16 protein-coding genes are annotated in these 21,382 nt (G+C 51.8%); 9 read left to right on the top strand and 7 right to left on the bottom strand.

Translation table 11 applies throughout. The annotated features are described in order from the left end of the window. Positions 1 to 3 precede the first annotated feature (3 nt). A complete protein-coding gene (locus HMPREF9442_RS13375) occupies positions 4 to 3,261 on the top strand; it encodes an efflux RND transporter permease subunit (protein WP_008629597.1) in 3,258 nt (1,085 codons plus the stop codon). Here HMPREF9442_RS13375 and HMPREF9442_RS13370 read toward each other — a convergent pair. Then, on the bottom strand, positions 3,188 to 7,246 hold the full coding sequence (locus HMPREF9442_RS13370; protein WP_087944124.1) for a hybrid sensor histidine kinase/response regulator transcription factor: 4,059 nt from the start codon (positions 7,244 to 7,246) through the stop codon (positions 3,188 to 3,190). The two genes, HMPREF9442_RS13375 and HMPREF9442_RS13370, sit on opposite strands and share 74 nt — an antisense overlap. A gap of 242 nt (positions 7,247 to 7,488) precedes the next feature. Here HMPREF9442_RS13370 and HMPREF9442_RS13365 point away from each other — a divergent pair, with 242 nt between their 5' ends. Next, the gene (locus HMPREF9442_RS13365; protein ID WP_232038343.1) at positions 7,489 to 7,995 is read left to right on the top strand and encodes a sigma-70 family RNA polymerase sigma factor; all 507 of its coding nucleotides are present in this window, start codon (positions 7,489 to 7,491) and stop codon (positions 7,993 to 7,995) included. Between the two features lie 107 nt (positions 7,996 to 8,102). On the opposite strand, the gene mltG is transcribed toward HMPREF9442_RS13365, so the two are convergent. Continuing rightward, positions 8,103 to 9,128: an endolytic transglycosylase MltG gene (gene mltG / locus HMPREF9442_RS13360; RefSeq protein ID WP_008629589.1), complete on the bottom strand. Its 1,026-nt coding sequence runs from the start codon at positions 9,126 to 9,128 to the stop codon at positions 8,103 to 8,105. A 121-nt stretch (positions 9,129 to 9,249) separates the two neighbouring features. Between mltG and HMPREF9442_RS13355 the strand changes: the two genes are divergently transcribed. Both HMPREF9442_RS13355 and HMPREF9442_RS13350 read left to right on the top strand, forming a co-directional pair. Beyond that, complete coding sequence (locus HMPREF9442_RS13355; RefSeq protein ID WP_172634412.1) at positions 9,250 to 10,791, top strand: alpha-N-arabinofuranosidase; 1,542 nt, start codon at positions 9,250 to 9,252, stop codon at positions 10,789 to 10,791. Between the two features lie 82 nt (positions 10,792 to 10,873). Next, complete coding sequence (locus HMPREF9442_RS13350; protein ID WP_040603163.1) at positions 10,874 to 11,389, top strand: very short patch repair endonuclease; 516 nt, start codon at positions 10,874 to 10,876, stop codon at positions 11,387 to 11,389. A 30-nt stretch (positions 11,390 to 11,419) separates the two neighbouring features. Here HMPREF9442_RS13350 and HMPREF9442_RS13345 read toward each other — a convergent pair whose 3' ends face one another. From HMPREF9442_RS13345 to HMPREF9442_RS13325, 5 genes are all read right to left on the bottom strand, one after another. Continuing rightward, positions 11,420 to 11,641 (bottom strand): hypothetical protein, encoded by a 222-nt coding sequence (locus tag HMPREF9442_RS13345; protein WP_008629583.1) that lies wholly within the window; start codon positions 11,639 to 11,641, stop codon positions 11,420 to 11,422. Further along, positions 11,638 to 12,126 carry a DUF3990 domain-containing protein gene (locus HMPREF9442_RS13340; protein WP_008629582.1) on the bottom strand — a complete coding sequence of 163 codons (489 nt, stop codon included), beginning with the start codon at positions 12,124 to 12,126 and terminating at the stop codon, positions 11,638 to 11,640. The genes HMPREF9442_RS13345 and HMPREF9442_RS13340 overlap by 4 nt, the downstream gene beginning before the upstream one ends. Continuing rightward, entirely contained in the window at positions 12,123 to 12,347 is a 225-nt protein-coding gene (locus HMPREF9442_RS13335) for a DUF3791 domain-containing protein (RefSeq protein WP_008629580.1), read from the bottom strand. Before HMPREF9442_RS13335 ends, HMPREF9442_RS13340 begins: the two co-directional genes overlap by 4 nt. Positions 12,348 to 13,245: 898 nt before the next feature. Beyond that, a complete protein-coding gene (locus HMPREF9442_RS13330) occupies positions 13,246 to 13,809 on the bottom strand; it encodes a flavin reductase family protein (protein ID WP_008629572.1) in 564 nt (187 codons plus the stop codon). Further along, complete coding sequence (locus tag HMPREF9442_RS13325) at positions 13,806 to 14,324, bottom strand: O-acetyl-ADP-ribose deacetylase (RefSeq protein WP_008629570.1); 519 nt, start codon at positions 14,322 to 14,324, stop codon at positions 13,806 to 13,808. Before HMPREF9442_RS13325 ends, HMPREF9442_RS13330 begins: the two co-directional genes overlap by 4 nt. 349 nt (positions 14,325 to 14,673) lie before the next feature. On the opposite strand from HMPREF9442_RS13325, the gene HMPREF9442_RS13320 reads away from it, so the two are divergent. The 5 genes from HMPREF9442_RS13320 (at position 14,674) to HMPREF9442_RS13300 (ending at position 21,373) form a co-directional block, all read left to right on the top strand. Continuing rightward, positions 14,674 to 16,914: a glycoside hydrolase family 95 protein gene (locus HMPREF9442_RS13320; RefSeq protein ID WP_008629564.1), complete on the top strand. Its 2,241-nt coding sequence runs from the start codon at positions 14,674 to 14,676 to the stop codon at positions 16,912 to 16,914. 157 nt (positions 16,915 to 17,071) lie between these two features. Beyond that, positions 17,072 to 17,836: an amidohydrolase gene (locus HMPREF9442_RS13315; protein WP_008629562.1), complete on the top strand. Its 765-nt coding sequence runs from the start codon at positions 17,072 to 17,074 to the stop codon at positions 17,834 to 17,836. Positions 17,837 to 17,855: 19 nt separating this feature from the next. Further along, positions 17,856 to 19,469 (top strand): thiamine pyrophosphate-dependent enzyme, encoded by a 1,614-nt coding sequence (locus HMPREF9442_RS13310; protein WP_008629559.1) that lies wholly within the window; start codon positions 17,856 to 17,858, stop codon positions 19,467 to 19,469. Beyond that, positions 19,466 to 20,047, top strand: coding sequence for an indolepyruvate oxidoreductase subunit beta (locus HMPREF9442_RS13305; RefSeq protein WP_008629557.1), 582 nt, complete (start codon positions 19,466 to 19,468; stop codon positions 20,045 to 20,047). Before HMPREF9442_RS13310 ends, HMPREF9442_RS13305 begins: the two co-directional genes overlap by 4 nt. A 6-nt stretch (positions 20,048 to 20,053) precedes the next feature. Continuing rightward, positions 20,054 to 21,373 carry an aminotransferase class I/II-fold pyridoxal phosphate-dependent enzyme gene (locus HMPREF9442_RS13300; RefSeq protein ID WP_008629555.1) on the top strand — a complete coding sequence of 440 codons (1,320 nt, stop codon included), beginning with the start codon at positions 20,054 to 20,056 and terminating at the stop codon, positions 21,371 to 21,373. Positions 21,374 to 21,382 lie beyond the last annotated feature (9 nt).

Genomic DNA, 21,382 nt, shown 5'->3' with positions numbered 1-21,382 from the left:
CTTATGCAAGAGAAAACACACATATTGGATCGCGTATCGTCGTTCAGCCTGTTGCTCACGATGGTTATCCTGATGATTATCGGGGCAGCCCTGATTCCTTTGGTAGACGTGGGTTCTTCTCCCAAGCCGCGTCAGGGCAAGACGCTGACGATAAGCTATGGATGGAGGAATGCTTCGCCCAAGGTGGTGGAGCAGGAGGTGACGTCGAAGATAGAAGGGTTGGTCTCGGCGGTGAAAGGCGTGGCCGAAGTCTCGTCGGAGTCTTATTTCGGTTCGGGACGGGTTACGGTCGTGCTGAAGAAAGAAGCCGATGTGTCTGCCGTGAAGTTCGAGATTTCGTCGCTTTTGAAGCAGGTGCGGAAGAAATTGCCCGAAGAGGTTTCTTATCCGGAACTGACGGGCGGGGAAGTGGTAAATGACGAAGGTGCCCCGAAAGAAAACACGGCGAGCCATTTGCTGACTTATCAGGTGAACTCCAACCTGACCGGTGAGCAAATCAAGGAATATGTGAAGGAAAACGTGGAGCCGGTGGTGAGAGCCTGGGAAGAAGTGGTGTGGGTGGACGTGACCGGAGGCACTTCCAAATATATGGAAATCACTTACGACCCGCTCATAGTGGCCAATTACGGCCTCACGGTGGCTGATGTGGAGGATGGTATCAAAAGTTTTATCGGGAAGTCGGACATCGTGGGCGACGTGATGTACAGGGATGAAGGCGGGGAGCAAAGCCGTGTCACGCTTTATTTGAAGACATCGCGGTTTTCCCGTCAGATAGGCGAGATGCCCCTGAAGACGGTGAACGGGAAGATTATCTATCTGAACGACTTGGCCACCTTTGAATACCGTGACCGCTTGCCTGGCAGTTATTACCGTGTAAACGGGCTGAACACCGTCTACATGAACATTTTTGTGGATGCCGATGCCAACGAGATAGAGTTGTCGCGCCAGTTGCGTGCGAAAATAGAGGAATTGAAACCCCGGTTGCGTGACGGCATGTATCTGACGCTGACGCATGATGCGGCAAAGGATAAGCAGTCGGAATTGGAAAAGCTGATTACGCGCACATTGATGTCTTTGGCTATCCTGTTGGTATTCGTCTGGTTGGTACGCCGCAACTGGAAGTATCTGTCGATTATCGCCATCACGTTGGCTGCCAATATCCTGATAGCCGTCATGGCTTATTATGTGTTCGACATGCGCCTGCACACTTTCTCGTTGGCCGGCATCACGGTGTCGTTGGGACTGATTATCGACGCGGCCATCGTGATGGTGGACCATTACAGTTACTACCACAACCGGAAGGCGTTCCTGGCCATACTGGCCGCCTTGCTCACCACGATAGGGTCTTTGGTGGTGGTGTTCTTCATGCCGGAGTATATCCAACGCGATTTGTACGATTTCTCTTGGATTATCATCATCAACCTGACGGTGGCGCTTGTCGTGGCCCTGTTCTTCGTGCCGGCTTTGGTCAAACAGTTCCATTACAGCAGCCGCATGCCGATAAAACGGGTGGGGCGTTCCAAACGAGTGATGGCTTGGACGCGGTTTTACCGCAAGTACATCGCTTTCACGCAGAAACGCAAGTGGATATATTATATCCTGTTGGTACTGGCTTTCGGTATACCGTTCCATGCCCTTCCGGACCGGTGGGACAAGGAGAAGGTATATTACCAAAACGAGGAGGAAGAAGAATCACCTTGGTATGAAAGGGCATATAATGCCACGTTCGGTACCCGTTTTTTCCAGACCGAGCTGAAAGAACCGCTCTCCAAGGTGTTCGGAGGAACCATGCGTCTCTTTGCGCAGTCGTTGGACGAGAACACGTATGCCAAGGAGGAAGAGGAGATGAAGCTCCACATCCGTGCCCAAATGCCTTTGGGCGGAAGCGTGCACGAATTGAACGAGAAGGTGCAGATTTTAGAGAACTTCTTGGTCGGGTTCAAGGAAATCAAACGGTTCGAGAGCCGCGTGGAATGGTGGGGGGCCAACCTGACCGTGGAATTCAAGGATGAATACCGCGACACGTCTTTCCCTTATGTCTTGGAGAGCAAGGTCATCGGCAAGGTCATTTCCATCGGAGGGGCAGACTGGAGCACTTACGGCGTGAGCGAGCGGGGGTTCAGCAATTCGCTGAACCTGCAGTACCGGTCGAACCGGATTGAGATTGCAGGATACAATTATAATGCCTTGTACCGGTATGCGGAGGACATTTGTGCCCGTTTGAAACAGAACCACCGCGTGATGGACATCATCATCGAGACGCCGGGGCATGAACGGCAGGAAGATGAACTGTACATGGTCTATACACCGCAAAACTTTGCCTTGTACGGACAGACGGCGGCGGCCATGCACGGCACGTTGCGCGAGTTGCTTTCGGGAGTGGACGTGGGGCGTTACGAGGACGAGTTTATCCGGACCGACATCTACCTGCGTTCGTTGCAATCCGACCGTTTCAATGTGTGGGATTTGGAACATACCCATGTCAAGACGTCCGAAGGAGACGTGTGGCTTCCGCCTTTCATGGACATGAACCTGCGGGAGGCCAAGAACTGCATTCCCAAAAAGAACCAGGAGTATGTGTTGCGTGTGGCTTTCAACGTGTTGGGTTCGTACAACTACACGGCCAAATACATAGAGGAAGTGACGGATGAGTTCAACGACCGTTTTCCGGTGGGGTACCGTTGCCTGAACAACACGCCGAACTGGTACCAGGACGAAGGCACGCAGTATTGGCTGATATTGGTCATCGTGCTGATTATCTACTTCATGTGTTCCATCCTTTTCGAGTCGTTCCGGTTGCCTTTCGTCATCATCACTTTGATTCCGGTGTCCTTCATTGGCACGTTCCTGACATTCTACTTTTCCGGAGTGAAGTTCGGGACGGGCGGTTTTGCCTCGTTGGTCCTGCTGAGCGGACTGGTGGTGAATGCGGGTATTTACATCATCAACGAGTATAACAACCAAGTGGCGGCCTGCAAGGCGCAGGCGTTGCCCCGTGTGAATTTGTATGTCAAGGCTTACAACCACAAGATTATTCCGGTGTTCCTGACCACGCTTTCCACCGTTCTGGGGTTGGTGCCGTTCTTGATAGACGGGCAGGAGGAAGCTTTCTGGTTCTCTTTCGCCATCGGAACGTCGGGCGGCCTGCTGTTTTCCATCTTGGCCCTGATATTCGTCATGCCTATTTTTATGCCTTTGAAGAAGGCTGCTTCCGGTGTCGCACGGCATACGCGGACGGCGTCATGCCGAACATCTCTTTGAAGTAGGAGGAGAAGTAGCGCGGGGTGTTGAAACCTACCATCCATGAAATTTCCTGTACGGAGTATTGGCCGCTTTCCAACAACTGGGCGGCGCGTTTCAACCGGATGGAACGCATGAAATCCGTGGGTGTCTGCCCCACTATGGCTTGCATCTTCCGGTAGAGCGAGGAGCGTTCTATTCCCATGTCGGCACTGAGGGCTTCCACGTTGTATCCGGTGTTGTCCATGTTCTTTTCGATACATTCCAAAGCTTTTTGTATCAGTTTCTCGTCCAAGTTGGTAATCGTGATTTCCTTGGGGTTGATGTGCGTGCCTTTACGGAACGAAGCCAACCGTCGCTCGCGTTGTTCAAGAAGTTGGCGGATGCGGCTGTGTAACACGTCGATGTCGAATGGTTTGGCGATAAACGAGTCGGCACCGGCTTCGTATGCCCCGCTCCGGCTTTCGGAAGAGTTTTTAGCCGTGAGCAGGATGAGCGGGATGTGGCAGCATTGCACATCGTCCTTGACCGCACGGCAGAAAGCGTAGCCGTCCATGTGCGGCATCATCACGTCGCTGATGATGAGATCGGGGCCATATTCCCGTGCCATGGCCAGTCCTTCCTGCCCGTCGGCGGCGGTGAGCACGGTGAATTCTTGTCGGAGAAGGTCTTTCATGAACGTGCGGAATTGCTCGTTGTCTTCGGCCACCAAGACGGTGACTTTGTTTCCTTCGGGCACAGGGGATTCGGATGCTTTCTCTGTGTCGGGAAGCTTGCTTTTGATGGCGACTTGGGAATTGGAGGAGGAAGTTTGCGGTGGTTGGGCAGGCAGCAGCAGCGTGAAGCGCGTGCCTTTTCCCGGTGTGCTTTCCACCGTGATTTCTCCTTTGTGCAAGTCCATATAACCTTTGACCAGGTGCAGTCCGATACCGCTGCCGGTATTCATGGGATGGCTTTGTGTGCCTTCGCTTTGGTAGAAACGCACGAAGATGTTTTTCAAGTCTTCCGCCGGGATGCCTATGCCGGTGTCGCTGACGGTGATGCAGATGCCGTTGGGGCCTTCGCCTGCCGGGGAACTTTCCTGCCAACCCGCTTGTACGGTGATGAAACCGCCTTCGGGGGTGAACTTCATGGCGTTGGAAAGCAGGTTGTTCAGCACGCGTGTCATCTTTTCGGCATCCAGACGGAACAGGTCTTCCTGCCCGAAAGCACACTCGCAGGACAATCCGATGTGCCGTTCGTAAGCGAGTTGGCAGAAATGGTTCACGTTGTCTTCGATGAACGGTTTGATTTGCACGGTCAACAGTTTTAGTTGTTCGCCTTTCTGTTCCAGGCGGCGGAAATCGAGCAATTGGTTGACAAGCCGGAGCAAGTCACGTGCGTTGCCGAGTATCTTTTCCAAGTCGTTTTTGAGGGAAGAATCACCGGCTTTGCGGATGAGCAGCTCGAGCGGAGTAATGATGAGTGTGAGCGGAGTGCGAAGTTCGTGGCTAATGTTGGTGAAGAAGCGGAATTTAAGTTCGTCGAGATGCTGTTCCTTCTGCCGTTTCAGGTTTTCTTGTTCTGCCATCATGCGCGAACGCTTGTCGGCGATGTACAGTTCGATGATGTAGTAGAGGAGTGTCAATGCGGCGATAAGGTAAATGGCGTAAGCCCACCAAGTCTTCCACAAAGGTGGCTCTACTGTGATTTGCCATTCGGCGGTTGTTCCCCACGACGTGCTTCCCATGGCGGCTTGTACCTGAAGCGTATACGTTCCGGGCGTGAGGGAGGTGTAGATGGCCGTGCAGACGCCTGTCGGTTCCGAACTCAGGTTCCATGTTTTGTCCACTCCTTCCAACCGGTAACGGTAATGTGTATGTTGGGGCGCGTCGTAATTTAGGGCAGAGAATTTCATCTCGATGAAGTTCTCGTTGTACTTCAGGTGCAGGTGGCGGGTGTAGGACAGCCCTTCCGGAAGCAGTTGGCGGTTGTGGAACGTTCCTTCGTTGTTGATGGGGTGGTTCATGACGCGCAGGCCGACGAGTGTCGGTCTCAGACTTTCGTGTCCGTAGTCCGTGGCCTGAGGGGGAATGTCGGTGATGCCGTTCAGTCCACCCACATATACATGACCGTCCGGCATGGCGGTGATGGACTGTTCCATCATTTCCCCATATTGCACGCCGTCTTTTCCGTCTAACCGTGCGATGGAAAAGGTGCCGTCTGCATTCCGGTTTATTCTCCCGATTCCGTTTGAAGTCGAAACCCACAGGTCTCCCTTGGCATCGGCGGCAATGCCTTGTATGCAGTTGTTCGGCAGGCCGTTTTCCGTGCTGAGCCGCAGGGTTTCCTTCGTGCGGAAGTCATGGCATATCAATCCGTTCTGCGTACCTATCCAGACGGATCTTCCTTCGGCGTATGCGCAGTTGTATTTCGTGCTGTATCTTTCCCAAGGGACTATCCAAGCCAGGCGTTGCAGTTTCCTTCGGGCAATCTCATATCCGAAGAGTCCGTTTTGTCCGCCGATGATGAGTTGGCCGGGTTTTATTTCTATGGCAAAGCTCATGGCACGGCTGCGGTTCAGTTCCGGAAAATCTTCATTGAGGCGCAGGGCTTGTCCTTTTTCCGGCCGACAGAGATACAGGTCTTTCAAATCCATACAAACCAAAATGCCGCCATCGGAAAGGGGAAGACTGAAACGGACCGTTTCGGACGGGATTCCCGGAAGCAGCGTCTGGTCTGCCCGCTCAACCCTATTGCCCTGTATTTTGTATAGTCCTTGCCGGGTGCTGCACCAGAATGCACCGTCCCGGTCTCTTTTGATATCTGTACAAAAGAGGTGTCCGAATCCGGAGTGGAATGCCTGGTAGTTTTTGCGGGCCGTGTCGAACAGGTAGATGCCTCCCATCGTGCCGACTAGCAAGTACCGGCCGTCGTACGGACACAGGCTGCGAATCATCCGGCCTTCCTCGTGCGCCACTTCCTCGTTGATATAGTATTCCATATATTTTCCGGGAGGGACGGCCCGCAAGATTCCGGAACTGCTCAATCCTAACCATAGTCCTTGCCGGTCGTCGACGAGGACTGACATGATGAAGTCCGTAACGGATTCGTTTCCGGTCAGTTCCAGGCGATGGGTTTCTTGTAGAAGTTCAAAACGTGGGGAAAGTTTGATGAGTGTTTGGTTACCACCTAACCAAAAACAGCCGTCTTTGCATTTTTTAATATCATTAATGGCTTTTCCTTTAAGTATTTCTTTCCACTCGCGCGTATATATATTATAGAGGTACAAGTATCCTTCCGTATGGCTGACGGAGATAAGCAGGTGCTCCTTGTCGGCTTGCAGCCAGGCCGTACGGAAGTATTCGGAGGGAGAGGGAGTGGCCACGGTTGAATCTTCGCCCACGATGCGTCTGCTTTTCTCTTCCCAAACTAGCATCCTGCCGGTGTTCAGGAATATCAGGTGAAAGGGGCCTGCCTGCATGACTTCTTTGACACGAATGCCTCGGGATTTTTCTTCGGCTCGTGGTTCGTAGACCTGTTCGGCCGGGTTTTTCCAGTCATACCGATAGAGTTTTCCGCTTTCGGTGATTATCCAAGCGTTCCGGTCGTGGTCAAGAATGAAGTCATTGAAAACTTCGGTCAGACGGGCTGCCTCGAAGCGTTCTTTGATATCGTGGCAGAAACGTCCGGTACGGGTATTGATGAGATAGAGACGGTAAAAGTCTTTGGCCCACAGCAGCCCGTTGCCACCGTCATAGCTTGTGCATATATTGTGCATTCCCAAGGGGACAGTGTAGGTCAAGTCGCAGACGAGCGGCTCGAAACTGTTGCCGTTGTACACATTGAACATGCCCTCGGTGCAGACCAATATCTTGCCGTCTTCCATTTGTGTAAGGAAGCGTACCTGATTATTGAAAAGTCCGTTTCCGGTATCCAACAGCCTGAATCTTTCCGTTGAGGAAGATGACCGGTATGGCAGGGACAGCAGAGAGGTGGTTATGATAAGGAACCAGAAGTTTTTCATCTTTTGACATTAGGTTGGAAACAGGAAGCAAAGATAATAAAATGGAAGAAAAGAAAAACGGTTTTGGCCAGATTTGTGTTTCGGGAATATCGGGTTTATGTATAAAATGTTGTTTTTATATGCATGATATGTTGTAACTGGTGTTTTGCAACGCTTGGCACAGTGTTTTGCGACGCTTTATGCAGTAGTGTTTTGCACACACCCGTTACATTTGCGAAGTCCTAATGAAAAACCGTGAGAACATGGAAGAAAGATTTGACTTTGCAGATTTTTATGAGTGCCACTATCGGCAGGCTCTGCGATATGCTTCGATGTATGTCTTTAATAATGAAGACGCACGTGACATCGTAAGCGACGTTTTGCTGCGTTTCTTGGAACAAAAGGGAAAGCTGAACCGCGAAAGGAATATAGTCGGTCTGTTTTTCTCTATGATTCATAACAAGTGTATGGATTATCTTCGCCGCAGGTCGCGCTTCAAACAAATAGAAAACAAGTTGAAGCAGACGGCAGACCGTTTTTCGGATAGTGAGTTCGAGGCGTTGTGCCATAAGGAACTATTTCGTATCATCGGTGAGACATTATCCAACATGCCGGCTTTGCAGCAGGAGGTGTTTCTGGATGTCCACATGGAAGGGCAGACTTACCTCGAAGTGGCAGAGGCCAGGAATATCACTAAACGCGTGGTGGAATATCAGTTGCGTAAGGCCGAAAGGGCTGTCGGTTGCAGTTTACAGCGGATGTACGGTTAGAATGGATTCTTTTAATAGGTTTTTTCATATATTATTTAAGTTAATAATTAAAGGGAACTGGGCAGTGATGCCCGGTTCCCTTTGTTTATGTTTCGGATTTTGTTTTGTTATTTGATACCTCTTTGGTTGAGGGCTTTCGAGTATTTGGCAGCGTTAGCCAGATGTTCGCGGTAGGTGCGTGCAAAGTTGTGTGTACCGGAAAAGTCCTCTTTGGCGCACATATACAGGTAGTCGTGCTTGACATGGTTCAATACGGCATCGATACCGACGATGGAAGGGATACGGATGGGGCCGGGAGGCAAGCCGATGTTCCGGTAAGTGTTGTAGGGGCTTTCTACGTTCAGGTGGTTATGGTAAATTCTTCGGAGGGAGAAATCGCGCAGGGCAAACTTGACCGTCGGGTCGGCTTGCAGGGGCATGCCGGTATGCAGTCGGTTGATATACATGCCGGCTACCATGGGTTTTTCGGCATTGTTGGCCGTTTCTTCGTCCACAATGGAGGCCAGGGTGACGACCTCGTTCGGTGTCAATCCGGCTGCTTCCGCCCGGCGAAGCCTTTCTTCGTTCCAGAATGTGGTGTTTTCTTTCTGCATGCGTTTCATGAAATCCTCCAGACTTGTATTCCAATATACTTCATACGTGTTGGGGATGAACAGACAAGCAATCGTTGAGGTGTCATAGCCGTACTGACGGCAGAAGGCGGAGTCTGCAAAGTGTTGCGCCACGACGGCAGAGTCCATCATGAGTTTTTTTCCTAATGCGCCGGCCAGACGCTCCATCGTCCGTACGTTGGGAATAGTCAACCGGACGGGTGTCTGGCGTCCCTGCTTCAGTCGGCGGAATACGCTGAACATGTTATCTTCCGGTTCCACGGTGTAGCATCCGCTTTTCACGGTGTAGCCGCTTAGTGCGGATAGCACGGGGAAACCGGAAGAGATGCCCGGACGGGCTGTGTTTTTGATTTTGACCCGTACGGAATCCGGTGTATCGTCTGTATCTATATAAAGGTATACAGTGTTTTCGATGCCGAATGTGGCATGGAAGAATGTCAGGTAAGTCCATAGTCCCCACAAGACCACGATGATGCCGGCAGCTGGAATTCCCCATTTTTTGAATGCTTCTTTCTTTTCCATGATGAAATTCTGTTTCTTAATCGTGCAAAGTTAACCAAAAAAGGAAGGGTTTTCAAAAAAGATATGTATATTTGCAACGATTTAATCTCATTTTAATATCATGAAGGTAAGAAAGCTAATGATGAGTGCGGCCCTGATGGCCGTTTTGCCGCTTGCGGCGCAGAAAGATTCACAAGTCCGATTGTTTCCCGATCAGGCCAAACAATCCATTCCCAAAGAAATCTACGGTCAGTTTGCCGAACACCTCGGAACGTGTATTTACGGTGGATTATGGGTGGGCGAGAATTCAACTATTCCCAATACGGGCGGTTACCGGAACGATGTGCTTCAGGCCTTGAAGGACCTGAAGATACCCGTGTTGCGTTGGCCGGGAGGTTGTTTTGCCGATGAATATCATTGGATGGACGGTATCGGCCCCAAAGAGAATCGTCCGCGTATGGTGAACAACAACTGGGGTGGCACCGTGGAGGACAACAGTTTCGGTACACATGAATTCCTGAACTTGTGCGAGCTGTTGGAGTGCGAGCCGTATGTGTCCATGAATGTGGGGAGCGGCACGGTGCAGGAGACGGCGCAGTGGGTGGAATACATGACGGCCGAGGACGGCCCGATGGCCAAGTTGCGCAAGCAGAACGGTCGCGAGAAGCCGTGGCGTGTGAAATACATCGGTGTGGGCAATGAAAGTTGGGGATGCGGCGGTAACATGCGTCCGGAATATTATGCCGACCTGTATCGCCGCTACCAGACTTATTGTCGTAACTATAACGGAAACCGTTTGTTCAAGATAGCTAGCGGGTCGGGGGAATATGATTTGCATTGGACGGAAACGATGATGAAGCAGGCGCGTAACCAGATGGACGGCCTTTCGCTCCATTATTATACCGTGGCCGGATGGTCGGGTAGTAAAGGTTCGGCTACGGACTTCACTCCGGAAGATTATTATTGGACGATGGGCAAGTGCCTTGACATCGAGAACTGCATCAAGGAACATTCGGCCGTCATGGACAAGTATGACCCTAAAAAGCGCGTGGCTCTGATGGTGGACGAGTGGGGGACATGGTGGGATGAAGAACCCGGAACCGTCCGTGGGCATTTGTACCAACAGAATACGATGCGTGATGCTTTCGTGGCAGCCCTTTCGCTGAACGTGTTTCACAAGTACACCGACCGTATCAAGATGGCCAATATCGCGCAGATAGCCAATGTGTTGCAAAGCATGATTCTGACAAAGGACGACAAGATGGTGCTGACGCCTTCCTATTATGTATTCCAGATGTACAACGTGCATCAGGACGCTACTTACTTGCCGATAGAGGTGCAGTGCGAGAACAAGCAAGTGCGTGCACGCATGGGGCAGGACGGCGAGCAGCGCACGCTGCCGATGCTTGGTGCCACGGCTTCCAAGGCGCAGGACGGTGCGGTGCATATTTCGCTGTCCAACGTGGATTTGGAGAACTCCAACGAAGTCACTGTCGATTTGTCCGATTTAGGCATGAAATCCGTTGCAGGACGCATATTGACCTGTAAGGCCATCACGGACAAGAACACCTTTGAGCAGCCCGACGTGGTGAAGCCTGCGGACTTCAAGGGGGCGAAACTGAAAAACGGAAAGTTGACTGTGAAGATGCCACCGATGAGTATTGTGGCGTTGGAGTTGTGGTAATTTATTTTGGATTTATTTCTATTCTCCTCGTATTCATCTGTCATGGTGGATGCGGGGAGGTTTTGTGATAAAGTCAAACAGCATGGATATTTGGAGCAAGAAAAAGCGTTCTGCCGTCATGGCGAGGATACGGAGCCGGGATACGAAACCCGAGTGGATTGTCCGCCGTTACCTCTTCTCGCGCGGTTACCGTTACCGTAAGAACGTGAAGGGCTTGCCCGGCACGCCGGATATCGTGCTGCGCAAGTATGGCATTGTGATTTTCATACACGGGTGCTTTTGGCACGGGCACGAGGTGGACGGGCATCTGCCGCATTCCAATATCGACTTTTGGAGGAAGAAGATAGAGCGCAACAAGCAGCGTGACGCTCGTGACAAGGAAGCGTTGAAACAGATGGGTTGGCGAGTAATGACGGTTTGGGAGTGCCAGTTGAAACCGGCAGTGAGGAAGCAGACGTTGTTGGAAATAGAGTACCATATCAACCACACATTCTTGGAGCGGTTCGAACTGAAAACGCCAAGGCTTTATGATATGGGCGGGCATGAAGAAGCCTCTGGCATGGTAGCCGAAGGTGATGTGGAATATGGGAAGAAGTGATTTTTGACGACTTTGAAAATATTAATAAATTCATGCGATTTTGCCGGTTTCAATTTCTGATTTGAGGAATTGGAATATATAGACGGCACCTTGATAATATAAGCCGTACTCTGGCTCGTTGAGTTTGGCAAATGTGGTAGAGGAATACAATTCGTCAAGGGCGCGACGAATGTCCCAACCATATTCAGACATAAGCATTTCGGTCAGTTCTGCGGCAAGGCATTCTATCTGAAACTGTATATCTTGTGTCATAGCTCGATGTGTTTTAGAATTTCTATGGCGCGGTGAGTGCCAAAAAAGTATTGAACAGCATGATTTCCCTTAAATTTCAGTTCCTCAACAAGTGCGGCTGCTGAAAGATAGCCCATCATGTAACGTCGTATCTGAACGCCAACTGTATCGTCAGCAATCGGGCCGATTACAATGTCGTATGAATGTGCTGGTATATCTGAGGCATTCTTGCGGTTCATCACCACAAATTCAGCCCATTCTTCTGAATAGTCTGTAAACACTTTGATGTGAAGCCTCGCTTTGTCAGCCTTAGTCTCATCAAAATCAAAACACGACAATGGGGGCTGTCCTTCATTCATAAAGCGTGCGGTGCGTATAGCCATTTCCATAGCTTGGTCGGGATTGGCGTTGAGATAGAAGCCTTGCCCGAAATCCTTGCCTCGTTTACTTCGGGAGAGGTCAATTTGTTCAATGGCCATGTTTGAGCCATGATAGAGTCTAATCATATCCGTCCCCCTTTCCGGCTACAGAGTACTTGGAGGTCAGAGACCGCATCGTCAATGGATAGGGTGTGTTCGGCGGCATAGCAATCAAGAAGAAAATCTATGCCGGTAAAACGGCGCAAATAAGCGTAGGCTTGTGGGTTGGAGAGCTTAAATCGTTGGGCAAATGCCCCGACACATGCCACCACAAACTCAATTCTATCAAATGTTTCTTTCTTGTCCATAGAATGCTTTGATGTCTGGTACAAAGTTACGAATAAAACTCGAAAACACATCCTTTTTATTAAATTACTTGACTCTATTTTTTTACAAAAGGATGAACGATTTGTTCACTTTTCATATAGTACTTTGCAATACCCCTTCTGGATGTTTTACTTTAAACGTATTATACATGGTATTTACGCTTTCCGGTAAAGTGGCCGTTCAGCAGAAAGCAAACAACCAGACGGAAGAGATTACGCTCGAATGAGGTTTTTATATCGTCAAGGTCGGCAACGGCTCTTACAAGACAGTCGTGAAATAAGGTTTCCTACCCTTTGTGGAAGTTGACGAAAGGAAAGACCCTTGTGACGTCGTGTACGTCATGAGGGACTTTTTGGATAACAAAACGTCAAAAAACGAAGCGGATGGCGGCTGTGAAAAGCAGCGATTTGGACGTGCGGATATACAAAACGATGTATATTTATACGGCTTTTGGCATTTCTGATGCATAAAAACCGTATAAACCGGAATCGCTTTCAGCCAAGCGGTTTTTCGTTTGGAGCAGTATGCAAAATTTTCTTCCGCATGAAAATCCGGAATTCTCCTTGTATGGCCGGATTTTACGGAGCCGGGCGAAGACGGAACGTGCTTTAAGTATCCTTTTTTCGTCTGTTTGGTGGTTTTTGGTCTACGAAATTTTCATGCAGAAAGAAACCTGATGCTTGTTTTTGTTGACAGGAAGGAAAGAAATAACCTTGTATTGTGGTCTCCCGTGTGACATTGTGGAATGGAAGAAGCCTGCCGGGCTGTCATTATGCTAAAACACCGGCAGGCGAGAATCGTTTGTTTTCGTCGAAGCCCCGTTCCGTGTCCGAATAAAGCATTCTCGGAAGGGTGGGGCTGTCGATTTGACAACTTGCCCTATTTCAGTTTCTTGCCGTCGGAGAAGGCTTTTCCAACGGTCTGGCCGAGACCGGCGTAGTTGTGGTGGACGGGGTCGAAGACAATCAGCCCCATCTTCTCCATGTCCGGTTTGCCATCATTGGCGAGGTATTTTTCATCAGCAAGGATGTTCACGACCTCCGCGACGATGTAATATCCGGTGTCCGATTCATGTATTTTTTCTTTAATCCGGCACTCGAATGTCATCGGGAAGTCGGTGAAGACCGGGGCGTCGACGTTTTCCGACCGTACGGCCGTCCATCCCGTTTTTTCCATCTTTTGCGGGTTGTTCTTTGCGCTGACGATGCCCACGTAGTCGGCCGCCGTCATGGTGGCTTGGGTGGCAAAGGCCACTGTGAAGTCCCCTTGGCGGTTCAGGTTTTCGGTGGTGGCATGCTTGCCCATTGAAATCATGATTTCTTTCATGTCCCATTGTCCGCCCCAGGCCGCGTTCATGGCGTTGGGCCGTCCTTGTTCGTCGTAAGTGCCGATAATCAGCACGGGTTGTGGCAACAGCCACGGTTGAGGTTTAAAACTTTTCATATTTCGTCTTCTTGCATGAGTTTGTTGTATATTTCTGCATCTTCTTCGCGGAAACAGCATAGCACGACTTCGCCTTTGTATGCCCCATTCTGGATGTGCTTCTTGATAGTATCCCAAGCTATTTTTGCGGCAGCCGCGTGCGGATAACCGTACACACCGGTGCTGATGCAAGGAAAGGCGATGCTTTTCAGGTGGTGGGCCTCGGCCATTTGCAAGGCGGTGGCGTAGCAGGATGCCAGCAACTCGGCTTCGTGGTGCCCTCCGCCGTGCCATACGGGTCCGACGGTATGGATGATTTTCTTGCAGGGCAGCCTGTATGCCCCGGTCATCTTGCTCTCGCCGGTCCGGCAGCCGCCCAACGTGCGGCATTCTTCCAACAATTCTTTGCCCGCAGCGCGGTGTATGGCCCCGTCCACGCCCCCGCCTCCCAACAGGGAACAGTTCGCGGCGTTTACTATGGCATCCACTTGCAGTTGTGTGATGTCGCCCACGATTATTTTTATCCGGTCTTTCATGTTTCGTTACGTATGGTTTGTTGCAATGCTCCAAAAATAGTGAAAGGCAGGCGCAGAGGCAAACGGGAAACAAAGTTTCCCTGGTTGGGCTATGCCGTGCCGCATCCTATTTTCGTAAAAACAAAAATAGTCAAAATATCCGGGAAAGGAAGTATGTTTTTGGGAAAGATTGCAAAATATTTGCGATGGGATATTTTTTTGCATGAAGCATGGCTTAGGCGGTAGTGGAGGCCGTTTTATCGATATTCTCCTATTTTTTGACGGGTTTGTTCTACTGTGTGAAGCGTGGAATCGTTAATTTTGCACTTCATTACGTTAAATATAAGAACAAAAGAAAAGAAACACGAAAATGAGAGTGGGAAAATACTTTTTAGGTCTGGCCGCTTGTTTGTATGCAGCGGCGGCAGATGCGGAACGCGTACCGATGAAACTGTGGTATGACGAGCCGGCTAAAGTGTGGATGACATCGGCCTTGCCGGTCGGTAACGGGGGAATCGGGGCTATGTTCTTCGGGGGTGTGGCCAAGGAACGGTTGCAGTTCAACGACAAGACGTTGTGGGCCGGCAGTACGACCCGGCGTGGGGCATACCAGAACATGGGCGACTTGTTTTTCGAGTTCGATACGCCGGAAACTTGCACCAATTACCGTCGGGAACTTTCCTTGGACGATGCCATAGGACGTGTGTCTTATACGATTGACGGAGTGGACTACCTGCGCGAATATTTTGCCAGTAATCCGGACAGCGTGATTGTGGTGCGGCTGACGACGCCCAGACATAAAGGCAAACTGAACTTCTCCCTGCGGATGCAGGACGGACGGCAGGGGATGACCCGGGTGGACGGCCATACGATGACCATCAAAGGCACGTTGGATTTGTTGTCCTACGAGGCACAGGCTCGCTTGCAGGCCGACGGCGGCATGGTGGAGACGAAATCCGACCGGTTGGAGGTGAAAGGGGCGGATGCGGTGACGGTCGTGCTGACCGGTGCGACCAATTTCGACCTCGCTTCGCCGACGTACACGCGCGGAGATGCGGACGAGATACACCGACGGGTATCGGCCCGGATGGACAAGGCTGCGCGGAAGTCTTACAAGAAGTTGAAAGCGGTGCATCTGGCAGATTACCAACCTCTCTTTGCCCGTGTGGAGTTGGATTTGGATGCGGAGCAGCCGGATTATACGACGGACGTGCTCGTGCGTGAGCATAAAGACAATGCTTACCTTGACATGCTCTATTTCCAGTATGGGCGTTACCTCATGCTCGGCTCTTCGCGCGGAGGCCAGTTGCCCAGCAACCTGCAAGGGTTGTGGAACAACGTGAACAATCCTGCATGGGAGTGCGACTACCATAGCAATATCAACGTGCAGATGAATTATTGGCCTGCCGAAGTGGCCAACCTTTCGGAATGCTATGCCCCGTTCATCACCTACGTGTCTACCGAGGCTTTGAAGGACGGAGGCTCGTGGCAACAAGTGGCACGGAAAGAGAATTGTCGCGGATGGGCCGTACACACGCAGAACAATATCTTCGGTTATACGGACTGGTTGATTAACCGTCCGGCCAATGCCTGGTATTGCACTCACCTGTGGCAACATTATGCTTATACTTTAGATAAGGAATATTTGCGCGACACGGCCTGGCCCGTCATGAAGGTGACTTGCCAGTATTGGTTCGACCGCTTGAAGGAAAATACAGAAGGACGGTTGGTGGCTCCCAACGAATGGTCACCCGAACACGGGCCTTGGGAAGACGGCGTGGCCTACGCCCAACAGTTGGTGTACGCCTTGTTCGAGGAAACATTGGCTGCAGCCGGTGTGTTGGCTGTCGATGATGCTTTCGTATCGGAACTGAAAGAGAAATTCTCCCGTTTGGACAATGGCCTGCATGTCGGTTCATGGGGGCAAATCAAGGAATGGACCATACAGGAGGATAAACAAGGAGATCATCAGCGACACTTGTCTCATTTGATGGCCTTGTACCCCTGCGACCAGATTTCTTACCTGAAAGACAAACGTTATGCCGAGGCGGCCAAAGTGGCTTTGGATTCACGGGGCGACGGTGCCACGGGATGGAGCCGGGCTTGGAAAGTGGCTTGTTGGGCACGCTTGTGGGATGGCGAACGGGCTTACCGTTTGTTGAAACAGGCGCAAAATATTACGGACGTGACGGTGGTGAGCATGGACGACAATGCAGGAGGTGTGTATGAGAACCTGTTCTGTGCCCATCCTTCGTTCCAGATAGACGGAAATTTCGGAGCCACGGCCGGTATCGCCGAGATGATGTTGCAGAACACCGTGAAGGGCGTGCATCTGTTGCCTGCTTTGCCTTCGGCGTGGGATGACGGGCATTTCAAAGGTCTGAAGGCAAAAGGAGGTTTTGTTTTCGACGTGGCGTGGAAAGACGGGAAGATGGTGGAAGGCCGGGTGCATTCAGCTGCCGGACAGGAATGCCGGATGTACCTGCCGGATGCCAAACTTGTCGAGGTGAAGAAGTCGAAAGGCGGCAAGGTGGCTTTTACGCAGGAGGCCGATGGCGCAGTGGTATTTCCTACATCGGCCGGGAAGAGTTACCGTCTTCGTTTTGAATAAAGATATAGCCCTAAAAAACGTGCTACTCCGCCGCCTTTTCATGGAAAAAGGCGGCGGAGCTGCGTTTGTTCATTACTTTTTTTGAATACTTTATCGGAAAAAGATGCTTCTTTCTTTTATTTTCGTTACCTTTGTGCCTATCTAATATCAAAATTGTATGAAAATAACACTTTTGCAACAAGATATTTCATGGGGGAATCCGGAAACTAATGTGAGGAATGCCGAGCAGGCGATGGAGGCTTGTCCCGGGTCGGATGTATATGTGTTACCCGAAATGTTCTCCACCGGGTTCTGTACGCAACCCGAAGGACTGGCCGAACCGGCGGACAGTGATACGCTGCGCTGGATGCGCCGCTATGCCGCAGGGCACGATTGTGCCGTGGCCGGTAGCGTGGCCGTACAGGAAGGCGGAAAGTATTATAATCGTTTCTATTTCGTAAGTCCGGACGGGGCGGTCCGTTCGTATGACAAAAAGCATTTGTTCACGTACGGTGGAGAGCACTATCGTTTTACAGCCGGGCGGGAACGTGTGGTCGTGGAGTTCCGGGGTGTACGAATCCTGCTCCAGATTTGCTACGATTTACGTTTTCCCGTATGGGCGCGCAACCGGAAGGACTACGACGTGGCGCTCTATGTGGCCAGTTGGCCTACGCCGCGTGTGGAAGCCTGGTTGGCCTTGCTACGGGCAAGGGCCATCGAAAACCAGTGCTATGTGGCGGGGGTGAACCGTGTGGGGACGGATCCGTCTTGCGAGTATTGCGGAGGCACGTTGGTGATAGACCCTTACGGACGTACGGTAGCGGCCTGTGAGCAGGGCCGGGTAGATGCCGTGACGGTGGAGGTGGATATGGACAGCCTGGCCGAATTTCGCCGCAAATTTCCGGTATTGGATGATGCCGATGATTTTACATTGAATATTTAAACTCAGTAGATATAAAGATATGGAAAAGAAACTTTTGTTAGGTGATGAGGCCATAGCTCTCGGGGCTATCCATGCGGGCATTCGCGGAGTATACGCTTATCCGGGGACACCGAGCACGGAAATCACCGAATATATCCAACGGCACCCGTTGGCGCGTGCGCGAGGCTTGCACAGCACGTGGTGTACGAATGAGAAGACAGCTGTAGAAGCGGCTTTGGGGGCATCCTACGCCGGTGCGCGTGTGATAGCCTGCATGAAGCACGTGGGGCTGAACGTGGCGGCCGATGCTTTTGTCAACGCTGCCATTACGGGCGTGAACGGCGGCATGATCGTGGTTGTGGCGGACGACCCTTCCATGCACTCTTCACAGAATGAACAGGACTCCCGTTTCTACGGTAAGTTTTCCATGATAACGACCTTGGAACCGTCTACTCAACAAGAGGCGTACGACATGATGCAATACGGCTTCGAACTTTCCGAACGGGAGAAGTTGCCGGTGCTGATGCGTATCGTGATGCGTTTGGCGCACTCCCGTGCCGCTGTGACGGTGAAGGAAGAAGCCGAAGAGGTGAGGGCGTTGCCCTGTGCGAAGGATCCGGCCAGTTGGGTGCTCCTTCCTGCCAATTCGCGCCGGAAATATGCCGCATTGGTGGAACAGCAACCGTGTCTGGAACAGGCTGCGGCCGAAGCTCCTTACACGCGTTACGAACAGGCTTCGGGAGAGAAACCGGTGGGCATATTGGCCTGCGGTATAGGGTATAACTATGTGACGGAGGTACGCGAGGCGGCGGAGAAGTTCAACATTCTTAAAATCACCCAATATCCTTTGCCCGCTGACTTGGTGCGGCGCTTGGCTGCCGACAGTCGTGAGATTCTGGTGGTGGAAGACGGCCAGCCTTTTGCCGAAGAACTCGTGAGGGGGATGCTGTCCGCAGACTATCCCGTACGAGGTCGTCTGACGGGCGACTTGCCGCGTACGGGGGAACTGACGCCGGACAGCGTGGCTGCGGCTATGGGACACCGGCCGGAGCGTTACTTCGATGCCCCGAAGAATGTGGTGGGACGCCCGCCTGCCTTATGTCAGGGATGCGGCCACCGCGACGTGTACACGGCTTTGAACGAAGTGGTAAAGGAATATCCCGATGCACGCGTGTTTGCCGACATCGGTTGTTATACATTAGGTGCTTTGCCGCCTTTCCGTGCCATAGACACTTGCCTCGACATGGGGGCTTCCATTACGATGGCTAAAGGGGCGGCCGACGCCGGTGTGTTTCCGGCCATCGCAGTCATCGGCGATTCCACGTTTACCCATTCGGGGATGACGGGATTGTTGGATGCCGTGAACGACAAGGCGCAGATTACCGTCATCATATCGGACAACCTGACTACGGCGATGACCGGCGGGCAAGACTCTGCCGGTACGAACAAGTTCGAGGCGATTTGCCTGGGGCTTGGGGTGGAGCCGGAACATGTGCGTGTAGTGGTGCCGTTGCCTAAGAACATGGACGAGATTACGCGTATTCTTCGTGAAGAGATAGAGTACAAAGGGGTGTCGGTCATCATCCCGCGCCGGGAGTGCATACAGACCTTGAACAGAAAGTTGAAACAGAAAAGAGCAGAAAAGAAAGCATGAAACAAGATATAATTCTTTCGGGCGTGGGAGGACAAGGCATCCTTTCCATTGCCACCATCATCGGTGAGGCTGCCACGCAGGCAGGGTTGACCTTGAAACAGGCTGAGGTGCACGGCATGAGCCAGCGCGGAGGCGACGTGCAGTCCAACTTGCGTTTGTCCGACGGGGAGATTGCTTCCGATTTGATTGCGGTAGGAACTGCCGACATGATTCTCTCGTTGGAGCCGATGGAGGCTTTGCGGTATATACCTTATTTAAATAAGGAGGGTTGGGTGATTACCTCTTCTTCCCCGTTCAAAAACATTCCCAATTATCCCGAAGACGAGGCTTTGATGGCCGAATTGAGGGCATTGCCCCATGTCGTCATGGTGGATGTGGACGCATTGGCCAAGGAACATTCCATGCCGAAGTGCGCCAATGTGATGCTGTTGGGGGCTGCGGCCCGTTACCTGAACATCCTGTCTGTGGAGGAGTTGCGTGAAAGTATCGCCCGTGTGTTCGGGACAAAAGGGGAGGCTGTAGTGGAAATGAACCGCCGGGCTTTCGATTTGGGGCATGCGGCTTCGGACTTAAAGTAAGCGGATATGGGACATCAGGTTTTTAGTGAAGAGTTGGTGGCATCTGTAGTAAAGGAGTTGCAGATTGCCGACCTCGCCCATGCCACCATCGGCGAGGTGCTGTTGGTGGCTTCCCGTTTGGAACAACAGACGGGGATTCCATTCATCCGAATGGATCAAGGTTCGCCGGGCCTGCCTGCCAATCGTGTCGGCGTGGAAGCGGAGAAGGCCGCTTTGGACCGTGGAGTGGGGGCGCAGTATCCTGCAGCCGACGGGATTCCAGAACTGAAGCGCGAAGCTTCGCGCTTCGTGAAGGCTTTTGTCGATATAGACATCTCGCCACGGGCTTGCATTCCGACGACTGGTTCGGTGGCTGCCTCGTTCGGGGCATTCGTCATTACCACACAGTGCGTGCCGGGAAAAGACAAGGTGCTGTTCATCGACCCGGGATTCCCCATCCAGAAATCCCAGTTGCGCATCATCGGGGCGAAGTGGGAACAGTTCGACATCTACCATTATCGGGGAGAGGCGTTGAGGGAGAAGCTGGAGAGTTATCTGAAACAGGGCGACATCGCGGCTATCGTTTACTCCAATCCGAACAATCCGGCATGGATTTGCTTGGAGGACAGCGAACTGGCGATTATCGGTGAGTTGTCCACCCGTTACGGGGTTATCGTATTGGAAGACATGGCTTATTTCTGTATGGACTTCCGTCAGGACTTGGGCCAACCTTGGAAGGCACCTTATCCGCCTACGGTGGCCCGCTATACGGACAATTACATCCTTATGCTGTCTTCCTCCAAAATCTTCAGCTATGCCGGGCAGCGGATGGCCGTGGCTTGTGTGTCCGACAAATTGTTCGACACGCATTATCCGGCGTTGGCCGAACGTTACGGTGACTCCGGCGTGTTCGGGCAGACTTTCGTGGCTTCGGTGCTGTATATGATAACTTCCGGTTGTACGGCCTCCACGCAGTATGGCTATGCCGAAATGCTGCGGGCGGCCACGGACGGAGAATTGGATTTTGCAGCCGACGTGCGTGAATATGCCCGACGGGCTGAACGGATGAAGAAGATATTCACCGACAACGGATTCCACATCGTGTATGACTACGATGTGACGCGGCCGGTGGGAGACGGTTTTTTCTTTACCGTGGGCTATGGCCGGATGAGTGGTGGCGAATTGTTGCGCGAACTGTTATATTATGGAGTGAGCAGTATCTCGTTGGAGACAACCGGCAGCGGGCAGCCCGGCGTGAGGGCATGTACGTCCCGTATGCGTGAGGAACTTTATCCGCTCATGGAGGAGCGGATGAAGGCTTTCCGTTTGGATCATCCTTTAAATTAGACGAAATGG

The organism is Paraprevotella xylaniphila YIT 11841 (genome assembly GCF_000205165.1).
GTDB classification, from domain to species: domain Bacteria; phylum Bacteroidota; class Bacteroidia; order Bacteroidales; family Bacteroidaceae; genus Paraprevotella; species Paraprevotella xylaniphila.
Note: the sequence above shows the minus strand (reverse complement) of the source record. Positions and strands in the feature narration are given on the sequence as shown.

Bases quoted from the DNA above. Each gene is read 5' to 3' on its own strand.
- HMPREF9442_RS13375 (WP_008629597.1), top strand. From the start codon at position 4: ATGCAAGAGAAAACACACATATTGGATCGCGTATCGTCGTTCAGCCTG.
- HMPREF9442_RS13370 (WP_087944124.1), bottom strand. From the start codon at position 7,246: ATGAAAAACTTCTGGTTCCTTATCATAACCACCTCTCTGCTGTCCCTG.
- HMPREF9442_RS13365 (WP_232038343.1), top strand. From the start codon at position 7,489: ATGGAAGAAAGATTTGACTTTGCAGATTTTTATGAGTGCCACTATCGG.
- mltG (WP_008629589.1), bottom strand. From the start codon at position 9,128: ATGGAAAAGAAAGAAGCATTCAAAAAATGGGGAATTCCAGCTGCCGGC.
- HMPREF9442_RS13355 (WP_172634412.1), top strand. From the start codon at position 9,250: ATGAGTGCGGCCCTGATGGCCGTTTTGCCGCTTGCGGCGCAGAAAGAT.
- HMPREF9442_RS13350 (WP_040603163.1), top strand. From the start codon at position 10,874: ATGGATATTTGGAGCAAGAAAAAGCGTTCTGCCGTCATGGCGAGGATA.
- HMPREF9442_RS13345 (WP_008629583.1), bottom strand. From the start codon at position 11,641: ATGACACAAGATATACAGTTTCAGATAGAATGCCTTGCCGCAGAACTG.
- HMPREF9442_RS13340 (WP_008629582.1), bottom strand. From the start codon at position 12,126: ATGATTAGACTCTATCATGGCTCAAACATGGCCATTGAACAAATTGAC.
- HMPREF9442_RS13335 (WP_008629580.1), bottom strand. From the start codon at position 12,347: ATGGACAAGAAAGAAACATTTGATAGAATTGAGTTTGTGGTGGCATGT.
- HMPREF9442_RS13330 (WP_008629572.1), bottom strand. From the start codon at position 13,809: ATGAAAAGTTTTAAACCTCAACCGTGGCTGTTGCCACAACCCGTGCTG.
- HMPREF9442_RS13325 (WP_008629570.1), bottom strand. From the start codon at position 14,324: ATGAAAGACCGGATAAAAATAATCGTGGGCGACATCACACAACTGCAA.
- HMPREF9442_RS13320 (WP_008629564.1), top strand. From the start codon at position 14,674: ATGAGAGTGGGAAAATACTTTTTAGGTCTGGCCGCTTGTTTGTATGCA.
- HMPREF9442_RS13315 (WP_008629562.1), top strand. From the start codon at position 17,072: ATGAAAATAACACTTTTGCAACAAGATATTTCATGGGGGAATCCGGAA.
- HMPREF9442_RS13310 (WP_008629559.1), top strand. From the start codon at position 17,856: ATGGAAAAGAAACTTTTGTTAGGTGATGAGGCCATAGCTCTCGGGGCT.
- HMPREF9442_RS13305 (WP_008629557.1), top strand. From the start codon at position 19,466: ATGAAACAAGATATAATTCTTTCGGGCGTGGGAGGACAAGGCATCCTT.
- HMPREF9442_RS13300 (WP_008629555.1), top strand. From the start codon at position 20,054: ATGGGACATCAGGTTTTTAGTGAAGAGTTGGTGGCATCTGTAGTAAAG.